19 protein-coding genes and 2 pseudogenes are annotated in these 16,485 nt (G+C 71.1%); 12 read left to right on the top strand and 9 right to left on the bottom strand.

Translation table 11 applies throughout. The features are described from left to right. Nucleotides 1–29: 29 nt before the first annotated feature. From FHX82_RS25330 to FHX82_RS25320, 3 genes are all read right to left on the bottom strand, one after another. Nucleotides 30–350, bottom strand: a complete 321-nt coding sequence (locus FHX82_RS25330; RefSeq protein WP_183176828.1) for an STAS domain-containing protein — start codon at nt 348–350, stop codon at nt 30–32. Nucleotides 351–409: 59 nt separating this feature from the next. Beyond that, on the bottom strand, nt 410–934 hold the full coding sequence (locus FHX82_RS25325; protein ID WP_221216553.1) for a DUF421 domain-containing protein: 525 nt from the start codon (nt 932–934) through the stop codon (nt 410–412). Between the two features lie 149 nt (nt 935–1,083). Next, nucleotides 1,084–2,913 carry a glycoside hydrolase family 15 protein gene (locus tag FHX82_RS25320; protein WP_145933590.1) on the bottom strand — a complete coding sequence of 610 codons (1,830 nt, stop codon included), beginning with the start codon at nt 2,911–2,913 and terminating at the stop codon, nt 1,084–1,086. A gap of 289 nt (nt 2,914–3,202) precedes the next feature. Between FHX82_RS25320 and FHX82_RS25315 the strand changes: the two genes are divergently transcribed. The 8 genes and pseudogenes from FHX82_RS25315 (at nt 3,203) to FHX82_RS25285 (ending at nt 10,187) form a co-directional block, all read left to right on the top strand. Next, nucleotides 3,203–3,529 (top strand): hypothetical protein, encoded by a 327-nt coding sequence (locus FHX82_RS25315; RefSeq protein ID WP_145933591.1) that lies wholly within the window; start codon nt 3,203–3,205, stop codon nt 3,527–3,529. 75 nt (nt 3,530–3,604) lie between these two features. Beyond that, complete coding sequence (locus FHX82_RS37220) at nt 3,605–3,937, top strand: hypothetical protein (RefSeq protein ID WP_229880395.1); 333 nt, start codon at nt 3,605–3,607, stop codon at nt 3,935–3,937. Then, nucleotides 3,879–4,160, top strand: coding sequence for a DUF3040 domain-containing protein (locus tag FHX82_RS25305; protein ID WP_145933592.1), 282 nt, complete (start codon nt 3,879–3,881; stop codon nt 4,158–4,160). The genes FHX82_RS37220 and FHX82_RS25305 overlap by 59 nt, the downstream gene beginning before the upstream one ends. A gap of 63 nt (nt 4,161–4,223) precedes the next feature. Beyond that, entirely contained in the window at nt 4,224–5,639 is a 1,416-nt protein-coding gene (locus FHX82_RS25300; RefSeq protein ID WP_145933593.1) for a phytoene desaturase family protein, read from the top strand. A 96-nt stretch (nt 5,640–5,735) separates the two neighbouring features. Next, a pseudogene (locus FHX82_RS38075) lies at nt 5,736–5,945 on the top strand (DNA polymerase ligase N-terminal domain-containing protein); the annotation flags it as partial. Nucleotides 5,946–6,225: 280 nt separating this feature from the next. Further along, nucleotides 6,226–7,239 (top strand): DNA polymerase domain-containing protein, encoded by a 1,014-nt coding sequence (locus tag FHX82_RS25295; protein WP_261377130.1) that lies wholly within the window; start codon nt 6,226–6,228, stop codon nt 7,237–7,239. 435 nt (nt 7,240–7,674) lie between these two features. Next, complete coding sequence (locus FHX82_RS37215; RefSeq protein ID WP_229880227.1) at nt 7,675–8,013, top strand: hypothetical protein; 339 nt, start codon at nt 7,675–7,677, stop codon at nt 8,011–8,013. Between the two features lie 398 nt (nt 8,014–8,411). Next, nucleotides 8,412–10,187: a chloride channel protein gene (locus FHX82_RS25285; RefSeq protein WP_145933594.1), complete on the top strand. Its 1,776-nt coding sequence runs from the start codon at nt 8,412–8,414 to the stop codon at nt 10,185–10,187. A 148-nt stretch (nt 10,188–10,335) separates the two neighbouring features. On the opposite strand, the gene FHX82_RS25280 is transcribed toward FHX82_RS25285, so the two are convergent. Together FHX82_RS25280 and FHX82_RS25275 are read right to left on the bottom strand one after the other, a co-directional pair. Further along, nucleotides 10,336–11,226, bottom strand: a complete 891-nt coding sequence (locus FHX82_RS25280) for a DMT family transporter (protein ID WP_145933595.1) — start codon at nt 11,224–11,226, stop codon at nt 10,336–10,338. Nucleotides 11,227–11,360: 134 nt separating this feature from the next. Continuing rightward, on the bottom strand, nt 11,361–11,888 hold the full coding sequence (locus FHX82_RS25275; protein ID WP_145933596.1) for a universal stress protein: 528 nt from the start codon (nt 11,886–11,888) through the stop codon (nt 11,361–11,363). 111 nt (nt 11,889–11,999) lie between these two features. On the opposite strand from FHX82_RS25275, the gene FHX82_RS25270 reads away from it, so the two are divergent. The 4 genes from FHX82_RS25270 to FHX82_RS25255 all read left to right on the top strand — a co-directional run bounded on the left by FHX82_RS25270 (nt 12,000) and on the right by FHX82_RS25255 (nt 14,816). Beyond that, nucleotides 12,000–12,680: a response regulator gene (locus tag FHX82_RS25270; RefSeq protein ID WP_145933597.1), complete on the top strand. Its 681-nt coding sequence runs from the start codon at nt 12,000–12,002 to the stop codon at nt 12,678–12,680. Next, on the top strand, nt 12,677–14,047 hold the full coding sequence (locus FHX82_RS25265) for a HAMP domain-containing sensor histidine kinase (RefSeq protein WP_145933598.1): 1,371 nt from the start codon (nt 12,677–12,679) through the stop codon (nt 14,045–14,047). The genes FHX82_RS25270 and FHX82_RS25265 overlap by 4 nt, the downstream gene beginning before the upstream one ends. A 213-nt stretch (nt 14,048–14,260) precedes the next feature. After that, nucleotides 14,261–14,479, top strand: a complete 219-nt coding sequence (locus FHX82_RS25260) for a hypothetical protein (protein WP_145933599.1) — start codon at nt 14,261–14,263, stop codon at nt 14,477–14,479. A gap of 61 nt (nt 14,480–14,540) precedes the next feature. Next, on the top strand, nt 14,541–14,816 hold the full coding sequence (locus tag FHX82_RS25255) for a hypothetical protein (protein ID WP_145933600.1): 276 nt from the start codon (nt 14,541–14,543) through the stop codon (nt 14,814–14,816). Between the two features lie 138 nt (nt 14,817–14,954). Here FHX82_RS25255 and FHX82_RS25250 read toward each other — a convergent pair whose 3' ends face one another. The 4 genes and pseudogenes from FHX82_RS25250 to FHX82_RS25235 all read right to left on the bottom strand — a co-directional run. Further along, entirely contained in the window at nt 14,955–15,332 is a 378-nt protein-coding gene (locus FHX82_RS25250; RefSeq protein ID WP_145933601.1) for a phage holin family protein, read from the bottom strand. Between the two features lie 133 nt (nt 15,333–15,465). Beyond that, nucleotides 15,466–15,711, bottom strand: a complete 246-nt coding sequence (locus FHX82_RS25245; protein WP_145933602.1) for a hypothetical protein — start codon at nt 15,709–15,711, stop codon at nt 15,466–15,468. Then, a complete protein-coding gene (locus FHX82_RS25240) occupies nt 15,711–15,983 on the bottom strand; it encodes a copper chaperone PCu(A)C (protein ID WP_145933603.1) in 273 nt (90 codons plus the stop codon). The genes FHX82_RS25245 and FHX82_RS25240 overlap by 1 nt, the downstream gene beginning before the upstream one ends. Nucleotides 15,984–16,175: 192 nt before the next feature. Continuing rightward, nucleotides 16,176–16,485 (bottom strand): annotated as a pseudogene (locus FHX82_RS25235) (cytochrome bc1 complex cytochrome b subunit); the annotation flags it as partial.

Raw genomic sequence — 16,485 nt, 5'->3', positions numbered from 1 at the left:
GGGCACCGTCATTCCCTTGTGGACAGTGCTCACGTGTCGTTCAGCCCCGCCAGCGCGAGGTAGCGCCGGACCGGCGACGCCTCGGCGAGCACCCGGAAGCCGATGCCCCGGCGCTGGGCGTCCGCTTGGGCGCGGGCCAGTGCCGCGAGTCCGGCCGCGCCGAGGAACGAGACCTCGCCGAGGTCGACCACCACCGTGCGGGCCGCTTCGTCGAGCTGGGCCTGGAGGGCCTGGGACAGCTGCGGAGCCGTGCACAGGTCGAGTTCCCCGCCGACCGTCACGACCCGCCTGCCGCCCTCCTCCCGACTGCTCAGGGTCAGCCCCGGCAGTACCTGGCTGTGGCAGTCCACTCGGCACCTCCCGTCTCGGTTTCCCTTGCGCCTCCAGCATTCCCCCTCACCCGGTCCGGTCACCTGTCGAACAGCTTGCGATCTGCCGGCGTGCCGCCGAGCAGCTCTCCGCCGTCCCCCTCCCGCACGACCGTGATGCCGCCCTGCGACTCGTAAAGGACAAAACGCACTTCAGCCAGTGACGTGACGCCGCGCTGGCGCAGCGCGCCACGCAGGTCGTCCTCGGTGAGCAAGCACCGGCGCAGCTGCTCGCGGTCGACCTCGCCGTCGCGGACCAGTACCCGCACCGGGTGGTCGAGCGCACGCGCCACCCTCGGGAGAAACCGCAGGCGCGCCAGCACCACGTGCACCGCGAGGAGGGTCACCAACGCGACCAGTCCGACCAGAAACGAAGTACCGGAAGCGGTGGCCGTGCGGCCCACGATCGAGCCCACCGCCACCGCCACCACGAAGTCGAAGATGCGCATCTCGGCCAGCGCACGGCGGGGCGCGAGCCGGAGCCCGGCGAGCGCGGTCAACGCCAGCAGGGCAGCCTTCGCGCACACCCAGCCCAGCGAGCTCCAGGAGCCGATTAGCTCCGCCACCGTTTATGCCTGTCCGTGAGCGAGCTCTTTGATCCCACGCTCGGGCGCCCGCCCGTCGGCCAGCAGGTGCCCCGGAGCCGGCTGGGGGTCGGGCACGTCGGTCACGGCCGGCGACCCGGACTTTCCCGGAATGACGGTCAACGCAAGCATCACGCCTCCTCCTCGGTGCCCTGGCGGCCGGTCGCCGCCCGCCGCTGCGCCGGGCCGTGCGCACTGGCCAGCGTGAACGCCGTGTTGACCAGGGGAATGTGGGACAGGGCCTGGGGAAAGTTGCCGAGCATGCGCCGCTCGTCGAACGCGTACTCCTCCGACAGCAGCCCGACGTCGTTGCACAGGCCGAGCAACCGCTCGAACAGCGCCCGGCCCTTGTCGCGTTCGCCCTGCAGGATGTAGTTGTCCGCGAGCCAGAAACTGCACGCGACGAAGGCGCCCTCTCCGTGCGGCAGGTTGTCCACCTGCTCGGTGTGCTCGTCCATCGAGTACCGCCGCACCAGCGGCCCGGTCGCCAGCTCCTTCTCCACCGCGGCGACCGTGCCACGCATGCGTTCGTCGCTCGCCGGCAGGAAGCCGACGTCGGGGACGACCAGCAGTGCCGCGTCCAGCGAAGATCCGCCGTAGTGCTGGACGAAAGTGTTCCGGCCCGGGTCGAACCCGTGCGCGCACACGTCGTCGAAGACGTCCTGCCGCAACCGGCGCCACCGGTCCGCGGGCCCGTCCAGACCGAAGTCGGTCACCGCCCGCACCGCCCGGTCCGCCGCCGCCCACGCCATCACTTTCGAATGGGTGAACTGGCGCCGCGGCCCGCGCATCTCCCACATCCCGTTGTCCGGGTCTCGCCAGTGCCCCTCCAGGAAGTCCATGAACTGCCGCTGCAGCTGCCACGCGTCCTCGTCCGGCGCGATACCGTGCGCCCGCGCCTGGTGCAGGGCATCCATCAACTCGCCGTAGACGTCCAGCTGCACCTGCCCCGCCGCCGCGTTACCCGTGCGCACCGGCCGCGAACCGGCGTACCCGGGCAGCCAGCCCAGCTCCAGCTCCGGCAGCCGCCGCTGCCCGTCGATGCCGTACATGATCTGCATCTGCTCCGGGCGCCCGGCCACCGCACGCAGCAACCATTCGCGCCACTCGACGGCCTCCTGCTCGTAACCGGCGTCCAGGAGTGCGAGCAGCGTGAACGTCGCGTCCCGCAGCCAGCAGTACCGGTAGTCCCAGTTGCGCACCCCACCCGGCCATTCCGGCAGCGACGTGGTGGGCGCGGCCACGATTCCACCGGTCGGCGCGTAGGTCAGCGCCTTGAGGGTGATCAGCGACCGCACCACCGCATCCCGGTAGTTACCCCGGTAACGGCACCGGCTCACCCAGTCGCGCCACCACTGGTCGGTGTCACGCACCAGGTGGTCCACGTCCAGCTCACGCGGGGCCGGTTCACGCGGGGTCCGCCACGACAGCGCGAAGTCCACCGCCTCACCGGCGCCGAGCTCGAACTCGGCCACCGCCGCGTCGTCCTGCGACACCCGCAGCTCCAGATCCGAGTCCACCGTCAGCTGGTCCGGCCCCGCCACGGCCTCCAACCGCCTGCCGTGGCCTCGGAACCAGGGAACGATCCGGCCGTAGTCGTAACGGGGCCGCAGCTGCGACCGCATCCGGACGCGGCCGCTCACCCCCTCCACCCGCCGTACCAGCGCGGGACGCTCACGCCGCACCGGCATGCAGTCGACCACCCGTACCACGTCACCGCCGCGGGAGAACTCCGTTTCCAGCACCAGGCTGTCGGCCCGGTAGGCACGGCGGGCACTCCAGCCCTCCCCCACCGGCGCGATGCTCCACCGGCCGTTGCTCTCGTCCCCCAGCAGCGCCGCGAAGCAGGCCGCCGAGTCGAAGCGGGGCAGGCACAGCCAGTCGATCGATCCCCACCGGCTCACCAACGCCGCGGTCTCGGTGTCACCGATGAGGGCGTAATCCTCCAACCGAACGGACATGGCTCCCGCTTACCCGGCTTCCGCATGATCAAACATTTGCATCACGCAACTGTTTGCGGTGGGACGACCTTGGCGTCCTGCCCCACCTCGTAACGGCCTGACGCTGGTCTTTCGACGTAGACGTTGAGCAGTGACAGCGTGCCGAACTCGGTGTTCGAGCCGAGGGTGTCCAGCGACTCGTTCGGTAGCGGCGCCTCGGCGCCCGGCCGCCGGCCGTTCCTACCTGGCGAACATCTTGCGATCCGGCACTCGCCGGTTAGCGTCCGCCGCGGGCGGAAACAGCACAGCCATGCACCTTCCCCGCCTCACCCAGCGCAACGTCGCACTCGCCCGGGCCGCCTGGGGCCTGACGCTCGCGGGATGCGCGCGTTCGGATTCCGGTTCCGCCGCCACCCGGAAGGTGGCCGCGCTGCTCGCGGCCCGGCACCTCGCGCAGTCGGCTCTCGTCCTCCGGCTTCCCCGGTCTTCGCTTGCCCGCCGGGCATGGCTGGCAGACGTCGCTCACGGCGGGAGCGCAGTGGTGGCCGCACTGGTGAGCGAACGGTGGCGGCGCCTCGCCGTCACCGATGCCGTGATCGCGTTCGCGTGGGCAGGCGCGAGCGGCGGCGCCGTTTGACGACTCGGTTGCGACCGGCACGGAAAGCCTCGCCTCGCCACAAATTCTGGGCAGGCAGTACAAGGAGGAGCTGCGATGGACAAGGTGCGCGCCGACGACTCGGTGCGGGAGGTGACCGATCACCTCGCGGACGAATTCGCCGGAGTACTCCGCCGTGCGGACGTCGCCGCGACCGTTCGGGAGGCCTGCCGCGACCTCGACGGGCAGATCGTTCCGGCCGCGCTCACCGAAATGCTGCACCGCCTCGCCCGTTACCGCCTGGCGAGCCGGATCCCCGCCGGCGTCCGACGGGGCCCTTTCGTCAGCTGTTCGTCAGTTAAGTCCCCTGTGGAGCGGGAAGAAGAAGCCCATGCTCGAGCCGGATGTACTATGGCGACTGGCGTTGCTGGAAAGCGAACTCAGGCGTGAGGCCCCGGCGCTGTCGCGGGAGCTGGGCGCGGGGGTGTTGCCGAGAAGGATGAACCGGCCCTGGGTGAGAGCGGCGAGCGCCGTGGTGGGCCTGCTGTTCCTGGCGGCAGGGGTGGTCACGGGGAGTTTTCTGTTGCTGTTCCTCTGCTGCCTGTTCGTCATGACGACACTCACCATGCACGTGGCCCGCGGCGGTGTCCGGCTCCGGCCTCCGGAGCCGTGAGGGAGCTCGGCCCGCGAATCCTCCGGACCGGCGAACGGTGGTGGGCTTCGCCAACGATCCACAGTGCACCGCCATCCGCAACGTGAGGAACTGGTCGAACCCGGCTTCCGCACCGACGTGTGCAGCGCCTGCTACCCGATGGCCGCCGTCTCGCCGATCATCGCCGGGCTCGGCCTCGAACACTACGGCCTGCGCTGGCGCCACGCCCCCGAGGTGCTGGCCCACGTCCTGCCCGACGACCGCGTCGCCCTGCTCTCCCGCGACCTCGACCGCACCGCCGCCTCGCTGGCCGCCTTCGCACCCGGTGACGACGACGCGTGGCGCGCGGAGTTCGACGGCTGGTCGCGCCTGCGCGACGACTTGCTCGACGCCCTGTTCACCCCCTTCCCGCCCGTCCGGGCCGGGGCGAAGCTCCTGCGGCACCGGGGTATCGCGGAACTGCTGCACTTCGCCCGCATGAGCGTGATGCCAGCGCGGGCACTCGGCAACGAGCGGTTTTCCGGCGAGGGTGCGAAACTCCTGTTCGCGGGCAACGCCTTCCACGCCGACCTCGGACCCGGCCACGCGGGCAGTGCCGTGTTCGGCTGTCTGCTGTGCATGATCGGCCAGGAGACCGGGTTTCCCGTGCCCGAAGGCGGCGCCGGAGTGATCACCGACGCCCTCGTGCGACGCCTGGCCGACTGCGGCGGACGCGTGGAGTGCGGCCGCGAGGTGGACCGGGTCGTCGTCGCCGACGGGCGCGTGCTCGGCGTGGCCGACACCGAGGGCGGGCTCGTCCGGGCGCGCCGGGCGGTGCTGGCCGCCGTTCCGGCACCGGCGCTGTACCTGCACCTGGTCGGGCCGGACCACCTGCCTCCCCGGTTCGTGCGCGATGTGCGCCGCTTCCACTGGGACCACGCGACGGTCAAGGTCGACTGGGCACTGTCCGACCCGATCCCGTGGCGCAACCCCGAAGCGGCGTCGGCCGGGACCCTGCACCTCGACCGCGACGTCGCCGGGCTCGGCCACTACAGCGCCGACCTCGGCGGCGGCACCGTGCCCGGGCACCCGTTCCTCATCGCCGGGCAGATGACCACCGCCGACCCCACCCGCTCCCCCGCCGGCACGGAATCGGCCTGGGCCTACACCCACGTGCCCCGCCACCACGACTGGTCCGCCGACGAGCTACGCCGCTTCGCCGACCGGATGGAAGCCGTCATCCACCGCCACGCCCCCAGCTTCACCAGCCGCATGCGAGGACGCCGCGTGGACGGACCGCGGGACCTCCACAATCTCGTCGAAGGCGCCCTCAACGGCGGCAGCGCCGCACCCCACCAACAGCTGATCTTCCGCCCCGTACCAGGACTCGGCCGCGCCGACACCCCCATCGACCGGCTCTTCCTCGCCGGCGCCGCTCGCGCCGCGCTCGCCCGCGCCGGTCTCGGTGGCGCGCTCTACCGGCAGGTGATCAGCCAGGCCCACCGCGTGCTCTACCGCTGACGACCGGTGCGGCAGTGCCGCGGCCGCTGTGTCCTCAATGGACACGGGAATCGCGGGCAAATCGGATTACCGGCCCCGCACCTCGGGTACTCCTCGATGGTGAGTCCAGGACGCCGGAGCCACCGGTTCGTCGTGCAGCGCCACCGCGCCCGCCGGTTGCACTACGACTTCCGCCTCGAGGTGGACGGCGTCCTGGCGAGCTGGGCGGTGCCGAAGGGCCCGACGCTGGATCCCGGGGCGCGGCAGCTCGCGGTTCACGTGGAGGACCATCCGCTGGGGTACGCCGAGTTCGAGGGCGTGATCCCGCGGGGCCAGTACGGCGGCGGCGACGTGATCGTCTGGGACCCGGGGCACCTGGCAGCCCGCCGACGGCGCCGACCCGGCGCGGGCGATCGAGAACGGCGAACTGCACTTCGACCTGCGAGGCGAAAAGCTGGCCGGGCGGTTCGCCCTGATCCGCACGAGAAGTCGCGGCCGGGACAAGGAACAGTGGCTGCTGATCCACAAGCACGACGACCACGCCCAGCCCGGCTGGAACCCCGAAGACCTGCCGCGCTCGGTCAAAACCGGCCGCACGAACGACGAAGTGGCGTCGGCTCCCGACGCGATGTGGCGCAGCGGCCTGCCCGCCGACCAAGCCGAGGTGCCCGTGCGGGGGCCGACCGACGACGAACTCACCGCACTCGACGAACTGAGCGGCGACGGCACCTGGACCGTCGCGGGCCGGAAGCTCAAACTCACCCACCTGGACAAGGTGCTGTTCCCCGGCACGGACACCGAACCGCCGGTCACCAAGCGCGACCTCATCCGCTACTTCGCCCGGATCGCCCCCCTCATGCTGCCCTACCTCACCGGGCGGCCGGTCAACGCGCACCGCTACCCCGACGGGGTGAACCGGCCGGGCTTCTGGCACAAGGAGGTACCCGCCCACGCCCCGGACTGGTTCACCCGCTGGCACAACACGGAAGCCGATCCCGGGGAGACCCAGTGCTACGCCGTGCTCGACAGCCTGCCCGCACTGGTGTGGATGGCCAACTTCGGCGGGATCGAGCTGCACCCGTGGACCTCGCGGCTGCCCGACGTGCACGAACCCACCTGGGCCCTCATCGACATCGACCCGGGAACGGCCACCGGGTTCGACGACGTGCTCGACCTCGCCCGGCTCTACCGCACGGCCCTGGACCACCTGGATCTGGCGGGGATGCCCAAGGTCACCGGCAGGCGCGGCATCCAGATCTGGGTGCCCCTCGGTCCCGGCTACACCTTCGACGACACCCGCACGTGGGTCGAGACGCTTTCCCGCGTCGTCGGCCGCGTGCTGCCGGACCTGGTGAGCTGGCGCTGGTACAAGGACGAACGCGGTGGGCGCGCCCGGCTCGACTACACGCAGAACGCCATCAACAAGACCCTGGTCGCGCCGTTCAGCCCGCGCCCAGCGGCGGGCGCACCGGTCTCGGTCCCGATCAGCTGGGACGAGCTCGACGACCCGGGCCTGCGCCCGGACCGCTGGACCGTCCGCACCGTCCTCGACCGGGTCCGCGACCACGGCGACCCGCTCGCCCCGCTCATCGGCAAGCCCCAGCGCCTGCCGCAGCTGTGAAGCGCGCCGGGCCTCAGCCGGGACTGGCGCGTTACGGGTTCGACCCCACGCTCGTCGAACGCGCCGGAGAACTGCGATCCAGTGGTAGTCCTGTCGACGTCCGGGGTGGCGCCGCGCGGATCGCCGCCCGGATGGGGATCCTGCCGCGGTTGCGCGAGGCCGCGACTCACCCGACCGGTTTCGCGTTCGTCACCGCCTCCGGACGCCGGATCGGCCCGTTGCGGCTGGGCCGGCCTCGTGGCGACGAGGTCGAACTCCCCCGAGGCGATCTCGCCGCGATCCTCGGTGATGCCGCACGGGAAGGCGCCGAGTTCCTGTTCGGCGACTCGATCCGCGCGCTGCACCAGGATCCCGGCGGAGTCGAGGTCACCTTCGGGCACGCACCCCCCGCGCCGCTTCGACCTGGTCATCGGCGCCGACGGTTTGCACTCGACCGTGCGCACACTGGTGTTCGGTCCGGAGGAGAACTTCGTCCACCACCTCGGACTGCACATCGCGACGTTGCCGCTCGGCCGTCCCGCGGCCGACCCGGCCACGATCCTGATGTACACCGGCTGGCGGATACCGGAAGCGCCCGACCTCCTGGAGCGCGTACGCACCGCTGAGGACCTGTACTTCGATTCGATCAGCCGGGTCCGCCTGCCGACCTGGTCGCTTGGCCGGGTGGCGCTGCTCGTTCCGGCGACCCGCACCGGCCTCACCATCCGCGACCTCACCGCACACCTGCTCCCACGGCTACCGCCCGAGCACGGCGGTCCTCCGGCACCCGGCTGAGGTCCGGGCGGCCCCTCGTCGTCACGCCGGGAAGTCCGGTCGGCACACCCGCTCCGGGACCGGCGCTCGACGAACGTGAAACCATCCACAATCGGCTCCCGCCCATCACCATCCTGGTCGCGGCCCCCTCCCTGTGGCCGCGCTAGTTCCTCCTGGCCTGAGACGACCGGCGTTATGCTCCGGAGAGCGGACGAACCGGCCACGACGACGTGGAGCGAAACGATGAACCACCTGCTGATTCCCCTCGCCCTGATCGTCGTCTTCCTGCTCGCGCTGCTGGCACTGCGACTGGCCGGCCACCAGCGCCACTGAACGGCGGTGGTACGGCGGGCGGACAGGTCACTGTTTTACCTCACACCCGCTACGTATAGTCCAGACAAGTGTTGCATACTGCAAACATGTCGCTCAGGATACGCGGAGAACAAGGGCCCGTCTCGGTGCCGGCACGCCAGCCGGTCGGCGTGTGGCTGCGGGAGAGCTCGACGGGCCTCGCGGTGCTGGCGGTGGCCATCGGTGCTGGTGCGGGGCTGGGCGCGGTGGTGTTCCGCTGGCTCATCACGACGTTCACCCACCTGTTCTCGGGCCACGCCGACTACTCCGCCGCCGGAGGCGATCCCCACCCCTGGTTCCCTTCCCTGGGCCCCTGGTTCCTGCTGATCGTGCCGGTCCTCGCCGGACTGATCTACGGACCGCTGGTCCACAAGTTCGCGCCCGAAGCTCGCGGCCACGGCGTGCCGGAGGTGATGTATGCCGTCGCCGAGCGCGGCGGACGCATCCCCGCACAGGTCACCGTGGTGAAGGCGCTCGCCTCGGCCCTGACGATCGGCGCGGGCGGCTCGGTCGGCCGGGAGGGGCCGATCGTGCAGATCGGCTCGGCACTGGGCTCGACGTTCGGCCGCTGGTTCAGGTTGCCGGAAGGGCGCCTGCGGGTCCTGGTCGCCTGCGGGGCCGCCGGCGGCATCGCGGCGACGTTCAACGCGCCCATGGCGGGCCCGTTCTTCGCGATGGAACTCATCCTGCGCAACTTCGCGGTCGAGTCCTTCGGCGCGGTGGTCCTCTCCAGCGTCACCGCGAGCGTGGTGGGCCGGGCCGTGTTCGGCGACGTCGCGTTCCTCACGCTGCCGCCGTTCACCCTGCGCAACCCGATCGAGTATCTGCTGTTCGTCGTGCTCGGCGTCGTCGTCGGCGCCTGCGGAGTGCTGTTCACCAAGGTCCTGTACTGGATCGAGGACGCCTGCGACTGGCTGTGGCGAGGGCCGGAATGGCTGCGGCCCGCTGTCGGCGGCATCGTCCTGGGTGGACTGCTCCTGCTGCTGCCCGAGATGTACGGGGTCGGTTATCCCGTGCTGCAGAACGCGGTCGAGGGCAAGTACGTCTTCGGTTTCCTGCTGCTCCTGCTCGTCGGCAAGATCGTCGCGACGAGCCTCACCATCGGCATCGGCGGCTCCGGCGGGGTGTTCGCGCCCTCGCTGTTCGTCGGCGCGATGGGCGGCACGGCCTTCGGCATCGCCGTGCACGCGTGGCTGCCGAGCATGACCGCCTCCCCCGGCGTCTACGGGCTGATCGGCATGGGCGCGGCCTTCGCCGGCGCCGCCCGCGCGCCGATCACCGCAGTGATCATCCTGTTCGAGCTCACCGGGCAGTACACGATCATCCTGCCCCTGATGACCGCCATCGTGGTCGCCACCCTCACCAGCAAGGCGCTGCTCGGCGAGGACACGATCTACACCCTCAAGCTGCGCCGGCGCGGCGTGACCATCGACAAGAAGCCCGAAACGCGCCGGCTCGCCGGGACGACGGTGACCGAAGTGCTCGAACCACTGCCACAGCCACTCAGCGCGGACACCGAGCTACGGCCCGCCGCTCGCGCACTGGCCCTGTCGGGCCACGGAATCCTCCCCGTCGTGGGGAAGGACGGCCAGTACTGCGGCTGTGTCACCGCGCGCGCTGTCGCCGAATCCCTCACCGACGAACGCGACGAGACGGTGGGCAGCCTCGCGGAACTGCCACCCCTGGTCACGGAGGAGTCGAACCTCACCGACGCCCTCGACGCCCTCACCCAGGCCTCCGGCACCGGTTTGCCCGTACTGGACAAGGAAACCGGCAACCTCACCGGCTGGATCACCCACCAAGCCATCCTCGCGACCCTGCATCCCGCGATGGCGGCCCGTTGAGCGCAGTGACTGGTACCGCAACCTGCAGACGGCGGAAAGCGACCGTTTCCTGTGGCAGGGCGGCAACTTCGGCACGCCGACCATCCTCGTCGACGGCAAGCTCGTCAACTGGCAGCAACCGGGCTGGCTCGACACCGCGGCCTGGCGATCACCGCTTCGCCATCGACGTCTCCGGCCGCCGCCGCGAACCCTCGTCTCCGGAGTCCTGCAGCAGTGGCGACCGGGCCAGCAGCACGGTGCACGCGGCGACGAGCACGGCACCGGCTAGGTCGGCGACGACCCAGGCCCCGCTGCGGACCTCTTCGCCGAACACCACGATTCCCCACGCCACCGAGACCAGCGGGTTGGACAGCGTGAGGCCCGGCTGTGAGGCCACCAGCCGCCCGGCGCGCAACGCGTTCTGGAGCAGGAAAAAACCGGCAGGTCCCGCCACGACGAGCGCGTACGTCTGCCAGGCCTGAAACCCCTGCCCCACGGCGAACGCGGCAGTCAGCCCCGACACCAGTGCCGCGGTGAAGCCGAACCAGGTGCCCACGGCCACCCCCAGCAGCGCGGCGCGCCCGTCGGCGCGCGCCCGGTGTCCGGAGGCCAGCAGCAGCGCCACCAAGAGACCGGTGCCCACGCACCCCCACATCCACCGTGCACCGGAAGCGGCGTACGGGCTGCCACCCGAAGGCGCCAGGCCGACCAGCAGCAGCGCCACCCCCGCGCTCATCCCCCCGATGGCGACCCATTCCCGCCCGTGCAAGGGCGACTTGAACACCAAGCCGGACAGCACCAGCGTGAACGCCAGCTCCACGATGAGCAGCGGCTGGATCAGCAGGATCGGCCCGGTCGCCAGTGCCGCGACCTGGAGCGCGAAGCCCACCAGTATCGAGGTGATGCCGCCCAGCCACGCCGGCTGACGGGCCAGGTCCCAGAGGATGCGGATCGACAGCCGCCCGCCTTCCGGCTCGCGGCGGGCGGCCATGCGCTGCAGGACGGAGGCCGTCGCGTTCGCCGCCGCCGCGGCCACCGCCAGCACAACGCTCACGAGCATGGGCTTTCCCTTCGGCAGGTTCCCTCACGTGAGGTGGTACCTCGGCAGATCCGTCAGTAACACCACCGGGCAGGAAACGCCGCGGGAGGGGCGGAGCCGGTCCCGGCCACCGCCGAGGACGAGCAAACGCCGCATCAGCGGACAGGACGGCCACCGCCGCCCACCACCGTCACCGGCCTGGGGCACTGCTTCACGACGGCGTCCGCGACCGTCCCCCGGAGCACCCGCGAAACGATCCCGCTCGTCGGAGCGCCGAGGACGACCATGGCCGCCTCGAGTCTCTCCGCCAGCGCGGCCAGCACGGGACCGGGAGCACCGTCCAGGACCGCCGTGCCGATGCGGACACCGGGATGCGCGTCCTGCGCCGCCACCGCCGCCGTGACGAGTTCGAGTTCGAGGCTCTCGCGAACCAGGCCGACATCGGTCGAGAAGGCGATGGCAGGAGCCGGGAACGGCGTCCACCCCGACCACGGCCAGTCGAAGACGTGCACGAGCAGCAGAGCCGCCTTCCGGCGTTCCGCCTCGGCGGCGGCCCACCGCAGCGCCCGTGCCGCGCCCGGCGAACCGTCGAATCCGGCGATGATCGTCCCCGGGCCCGGAAACGGCACCTGCCCGGCCTCGTACACCTCGCTGACCGGCAAGAAGTGCGTACGCAGAGACATACTCCATGGTCTCCCCGCCCCGGTGACGATCACCTGACGAACACCTTGCGATCGCCGGCTTCGCCGCGGCTTCCGCACACGAGAAACCCGCGTCGCTCCTAGGCTTGGGCCATGGAGATCCGGGTGCTGCTCGTGGAGGACGACGAGCTGATCAGCCAGGCGCTCGGCCTGGCGCTGGTCGACGAGGGGTTCGACTTCACCAGGGTCGCGTCGGGTGAAGAGGCGCTGGCCCACCTCGAAGCGGAGGCCGCGGACGTCGTCCTGCTGGACCTGATGTTGCCGGGCATGGACGGTCTGGCCGTGTGCCGGACGTTGCGCGTCCGGGGGGATCTGCCGATCATCGTGGTGACCGCCCGCACCGACACCGAAGACGTCATCGGTGGTCTCGAAGCCGGTGCCGACGACTACGTCACCAAACCGCTGATCGCACGGGAGCTCGCGGCCCGCGTACGCGCGCTGCTGCGCCGCCGCGGTTCCGGTCGCGGCGAGACGCTGCAGGTGGGCGAGCTGGAGATACGGCCGCAGAAGAACGAGGTCCTCCGCGCCGGCACCGCGCTGCACCTCACCCAGACGGAGTTCCGGCTGCTCGTGGAGCTCGCGGCGGCGCAGGGGAACGTGGTGACGCGGGAGCAGCTGCTGCACCGGATCTGGGGCTACGACTACTTCGGCGACACCCGCCTGCTCGACGTGCACATCCGCAGGCTGCGCCGCAAGATCGAACCCGATCCCGACCGCCCCGAACTCGTGCTGACCGTCCGCGGGGCGGGCTACAAGATCGCGGCGGGACCGTGACAGCCCTCGCCCGCATCTCCCTGCGGTGGCGCGTGGCCGCGGCGTTCGGGCTCGGCCTGCTCGTCCTGGTCAGCGCGCTGGCGTTCGCGACGTGGAAGCTGACCAGCGGCTACATGCTGTCCCAGCGGGTGGAAGGGGCGACCCGCCAGGCCGAAGCCAACGTCCGGCTCGTCAACGACGCGATCCGCACCGACTACGGCAGTCTCGACGACCTCCTCACGGGCCTCAGCACCGGTCCCGACTCCACGATCCTGCTGTACCAGCCCCGGGGATGGATCACCAGCGGCCGCCGCATCGACCCGTCCGCGCTACCGCCCGAGTTCCTGCAGCGTGCCATGCAGGGCCGCCCGGCGCGGCAGCGCATCCTGGCCGGGGGCATCCCCACGCTCGCGGTGACCCTGCCGATCGTCACCCCTCGCGGCTGCTACATCGAACTGTTCCCCTTGACCGAGCTCGACCGCACGTTCCGGTTCCTCAGCAGCCTGCTCATCGGCGGCACCCTCACCTGCGCCGCGCTGGCATCCGCGGTGGGCTGGTGGACCAGCCGGCGCGCGCTGCGCCCGTTGATCGCCCTCACCGAAGCCGCCTCCCGGGTCGCCGGCGGCGATCTGTCCGCACGCCTGCCCGCCCAGTCCGATCCGGACCTCGCCCCGCTGGCGACCACGTTCAACACCACCGCCGAAGCACTGGAGCGGCGGGTCCGCCAGGACGCGCGGTTCGCCGGCGACGTCAGCCACGAACTGCGCTCCCCGCTGACGACGATGGTCAACGCCGCGGAGGTCCTCGAACGGCGCGGCGGCGACCTTCCTCCCGTCGCCCGCCAGGCGCTGGACCTGCTGCTCGCCGAGGTGCGCCGGTTCCACCACATGGTGCTCGACCTGCTCGAGATCTCCCGCGCCGACCAGCACGGCGATCGGCGGTCCCAGGAGCTGGTCGACGTGCCCGGCCTGGTGCGCAACGTCATCGCCGCGCGCCACGGCACGGATCTGCCGGTCGAGGTGAGTGAGCCCATGCTGCTGGTGTCGGCCGACCGGCGGCGGCTCGACCGAGTGGTGGCGAACCTCCTCGACAACGCCGAACGCTACGCGGGCGGGCCGGTTCGCCTGGCGGTGTGCTGCCGGGACGACCGCGTCCGGCTGGAGATCGACGACGCCGGCCCTGGCGTACCCGAGGAACTGCGGGAGCGGATTTTCGAACGGTTCGCCCGCGGCGGGTACGCGGGACGCCGCGGCGTCGAGACCGGCAGCGGCCTCGGCCTCGCCATCGTCGCCGAGCACGTGCAACGGGAAGGAGGCACGGTATGGGTGGAAGACCGGCCGGGCGGGGGCGCACGCTTCGTGGTCGAACTGCCGGAGGCGCGCGAATGAGACGATCGATCGCGATCCTCGCGCTCGGGTGCGCGCTCACTCTGGTGGGCTGTGGCGTGACCACCGAAAAGGAACCCGAGGATCTCACCCCCACGTCTCCCCCGGCGCCCACGACACCAGCGGTCAGGCTGAGCCCCGAAACGGTGACTTCTTCGACCACACCATCACCGCCGGTACCCGTGACTACTACCGCCGGGTGACGATCGTCAGGCAATGCCGGTCGACAACGTCCGTGGAGAGCACTTCGTGATGGCCGTGACCGAGCGGCTCGCGAGCGAGTTCGCGGGATTCGTGGCGAAGGAGGACGTCGAAGCCGCGGTGCGGACCGCGCGGCGCGACCTCGAAGGCCAGATCGTGCCGGAGGCACTCGCCGAGATGCTGCACCGGCTCGCCCACCACCGGCTCCGCCGGGTCACCTCGGCACCGCGGTGACCGTGCGGTACGAGCAGCACTGCCCCGTGGCTCAGCCGACTTCAGCCAGGGTTTGCCGGGCGTGTCCGCGAGTGTCCTTTCAGGACGGTTGAGGCGGCGGGGCGAGGCCGGGTTCCTCAGGTTCCGCGACGACGGGTGCTACGAGCTCAAGCCGAAGCTGATCCTGCGCGACATCTGCCGCCACCTCCCGCTGGACCGGCTGCCGTCCCGTCCGATCGCGATCCGGATCGTGTTCGCCGAGGTGGCGCCGCCGCTTCATCGGCCCCAGCGAAACCGTCCGCGAGGTACTTACCTGCCTCGGCACCAGCCCGCACGTCTCACCGGCACGACGTGGTGAGCTGAGGGCACCGGATGCCCGGACGCCGGCGATTCACCGCCGCGCCTCGGCGCGCGGTGGCCGGTGTCGGCCGGCGCGACCTGTCTGACGAACGCCTTGCGATCCTCCCTTCTCCGGCGGCCTCACCGAACGCGATCCCTACGCGGTCCTGGCGGCTTCGGCCGCGGCGGCCAGGTCTTCGGCGGCACGCTCGGGTAGCAGGGGCAACGTGCGCCGTACCTGCTCGGCGCCCAGCACCCCGGCGACCCCAGCGGCACCGGCCAGCAGAGCGCTCGTCGCCAGGGCGGCGAGCCACGCGGGCATGACCTTCGACAGCAGCAGCACTGCGCCGCCGACGGCAGCACCACCGGCGTAGAGCGCCAGGGTCATCGCCAAGGCGACGAGCGTGGCTCCGCCTCCCGCCTGTGTGGCCTTCTGCTTCAGCTCCCGAGCCGCGATCCGCACCTCCTCCCGCACGAGCTCACCCACCTGCTCCGCCAGGCCACTCGCGACCTCGCCCGCCCTCTTGTCCGCCATGCCCCGCTCCTTCCACCCGTTGTGCGGTCAGGTTTCGAGTACCCGGAAGCGAGGCGTTTCCACGCGTTCGACAGAGCGATGACGACGAGGCAGGATTTGATGCACGGAGCAAGTGTTGCCAACCGCAAGGTTGTCACCGTCCGCCGGGCAGCCGCCAGCCTCCGCCCAGGGGCAACCGCGCCATCCGCAGCCGGAAACCCTGCGTGCCGCACAGCTCGACGAGGAATATCACCGTCCCGCACAAGGCGGCCAGGCCGCCTCCGGCCGCGATCCCCGGCGCCCCGGCGAGGACCGCGCCGACGACGCCGATGACCACGATCAGCCCCGCGGCCAGCAGGACTGGCCCGCGGCGGCGTCGCGTGACGTTCTTCGAACCCATCACTGTTCACCGAGGCAGTCGAGTGTGGCGGGGGTACCGCCCGGCTGGTTGCCCTGGACCATCACCGGCACCGTCACGCTTCCCGCGTGCTCGAACGTCACCGTGAGCGGGAACATCGTGCCTGCGAGGATCTCGTGAGTGAAACCGATGGCGCGCAGGTAGTAGTGGTCGCCCGCCGCACGTGCCGCGTAGACGTTGAGCAGGGAAAGGTTCTGGAACTCGGTGTTGGAACCCAGCGTGTTGAGCGACTGGCCGGGCATCGGTGCTTCCACCGTCACCAAGATCGCCCACGCTCGTGTTCGTCGCGCCATCGGCCGTCCTCCCGGCGTCTCGGGGTGCGCTCCAGCAACAAGTTTCCCCCGGCGCGGCCGCGCCCTACCTGACGAGAGGCTTGCGATACGCAGGACGGGGATTGTCGGCGTACACCACACAATCACCTGCCCGCTGCACCGGCGACCGGCCGATCAGCGCCGGCGGCTCGCCGGTTCCTCCTGCTCGGTCTCGAGATCCCCTGGCAAGTGCGGCACCGGGGTGCCCCGGTACTGGGGATGGTGCAGGGAACGATCCCCGTCCCCGGGCGACAGCGGTTGCACGATTTCGACGTAGTACCCCTCTGGACGGCGTTCGATGATCCCGGTCGTCACCCCCTGGGCGAGCACGTCGAGGTCCGCCCGCTGCAGGCGGCGGCAGATGCGGTACGACACGAGGTACGCCAGCGGGGGCAGCACCAGCACGGCGATGCGCCCGATCCACACCATCCGCTCGATGGGAATG

Source organism: Amycolatopsis bartoniae, from assembly GCF_014191255.1.
GTDB classification, from domain to species: domain Bacteria; phylum Actinomycetota; class Actinomycetes; order Mycobacteriales; family Pseudonocardiaceae; genus Amycolatopsis_E; species Amycolatopsis_E bartoniae.
This window is presented reverse-complemented; position numbering and strand designations above follow the sequence as displayed.

Excerpts from the sequence above, each read along its gene's own strand:
- FHX82_RS25320 (WP_145933590.1), bottom strand. The coding sequence starts at position 2,913 with ATGTCCGTTCGGTTGGAGGATTACGCCCTCATCGGTGACACCGAGACC.
- FHX82_RS25315 (WP_145933591.1), top strand. The coding sequence starts at position 3,203 with ATGCACCTTCCCCGCCTCACCCAGCGCAACGTCGCACTCGCCCGGGCC.
- FHX82_RS37220 (WP_229880395.1), top strand. The coding sequence starts at position 3,605 with ATGGACAAGGTGCGCGCCGACGACTCGGTGCGGGAGGTGACCGATCAC.
- FHX82_RS25305 (WP_145933592.1), top strand. The coding sequence starts at position 3,879 with ATGCTCGAGCCGGATGTACTATGGCGACTGGCGTTGCTGGAAAGCGAA.
- FHX82_RS25285 (WP_145933594.1), top strand. The coding sequence starts at position 8,412 with ATGTCGCTCAGGATACGCGGAGAACAAGGGCCCGTCTCGGTGCCGGCA.
- FHX82_RS25280 (WP_145933595.1), bottom strand. The coding sequence starts at position 11,226 with ATGCTCGTGAGCGTTGTGCTGGCGGTGGCCGCGGCGGCGGCGAACGCG.
- FHX82_RS25275 (WP_145933596.1), bottom strand. The coding sequence starts at position 11,888 with ATGTCTCTGCGTACGCACTTCTTGCCGGTCAGCGAGGTGTACGAGGCC.
- FHX82_RS25270 (WP_145933597.1), top strand. The coding sequence starts at position 12,000 with ATGGAGATCCGGGTGCTGCTCGTGGAGGACGACGAGCTGATCAGCCAG.
- FHX82_RS25260 (WP_145933599.1), top strand. The coding sequence starts at position 14,261 with ATGCCGGTCGACAACGTCCGTGGAGAGCACTTCGTGATGGCCGTGACC.
- FHX82_RS25250 (WP_145933601.1), bottom strand. The coding sequence starts at position 15,332 with ATGGCGGACAAGAGGGCGGGCGAGGTCGCGAGTGGCCTGGCGGAGCAG.
- FHX82_RS25245 (WP_145933602.1), bottom strand. The coding sequence starts at position 15,711 with ATGGGTTCGAAGAACGTCACGCGACGCCGCCGCGGGCCAGTCCTGCTG.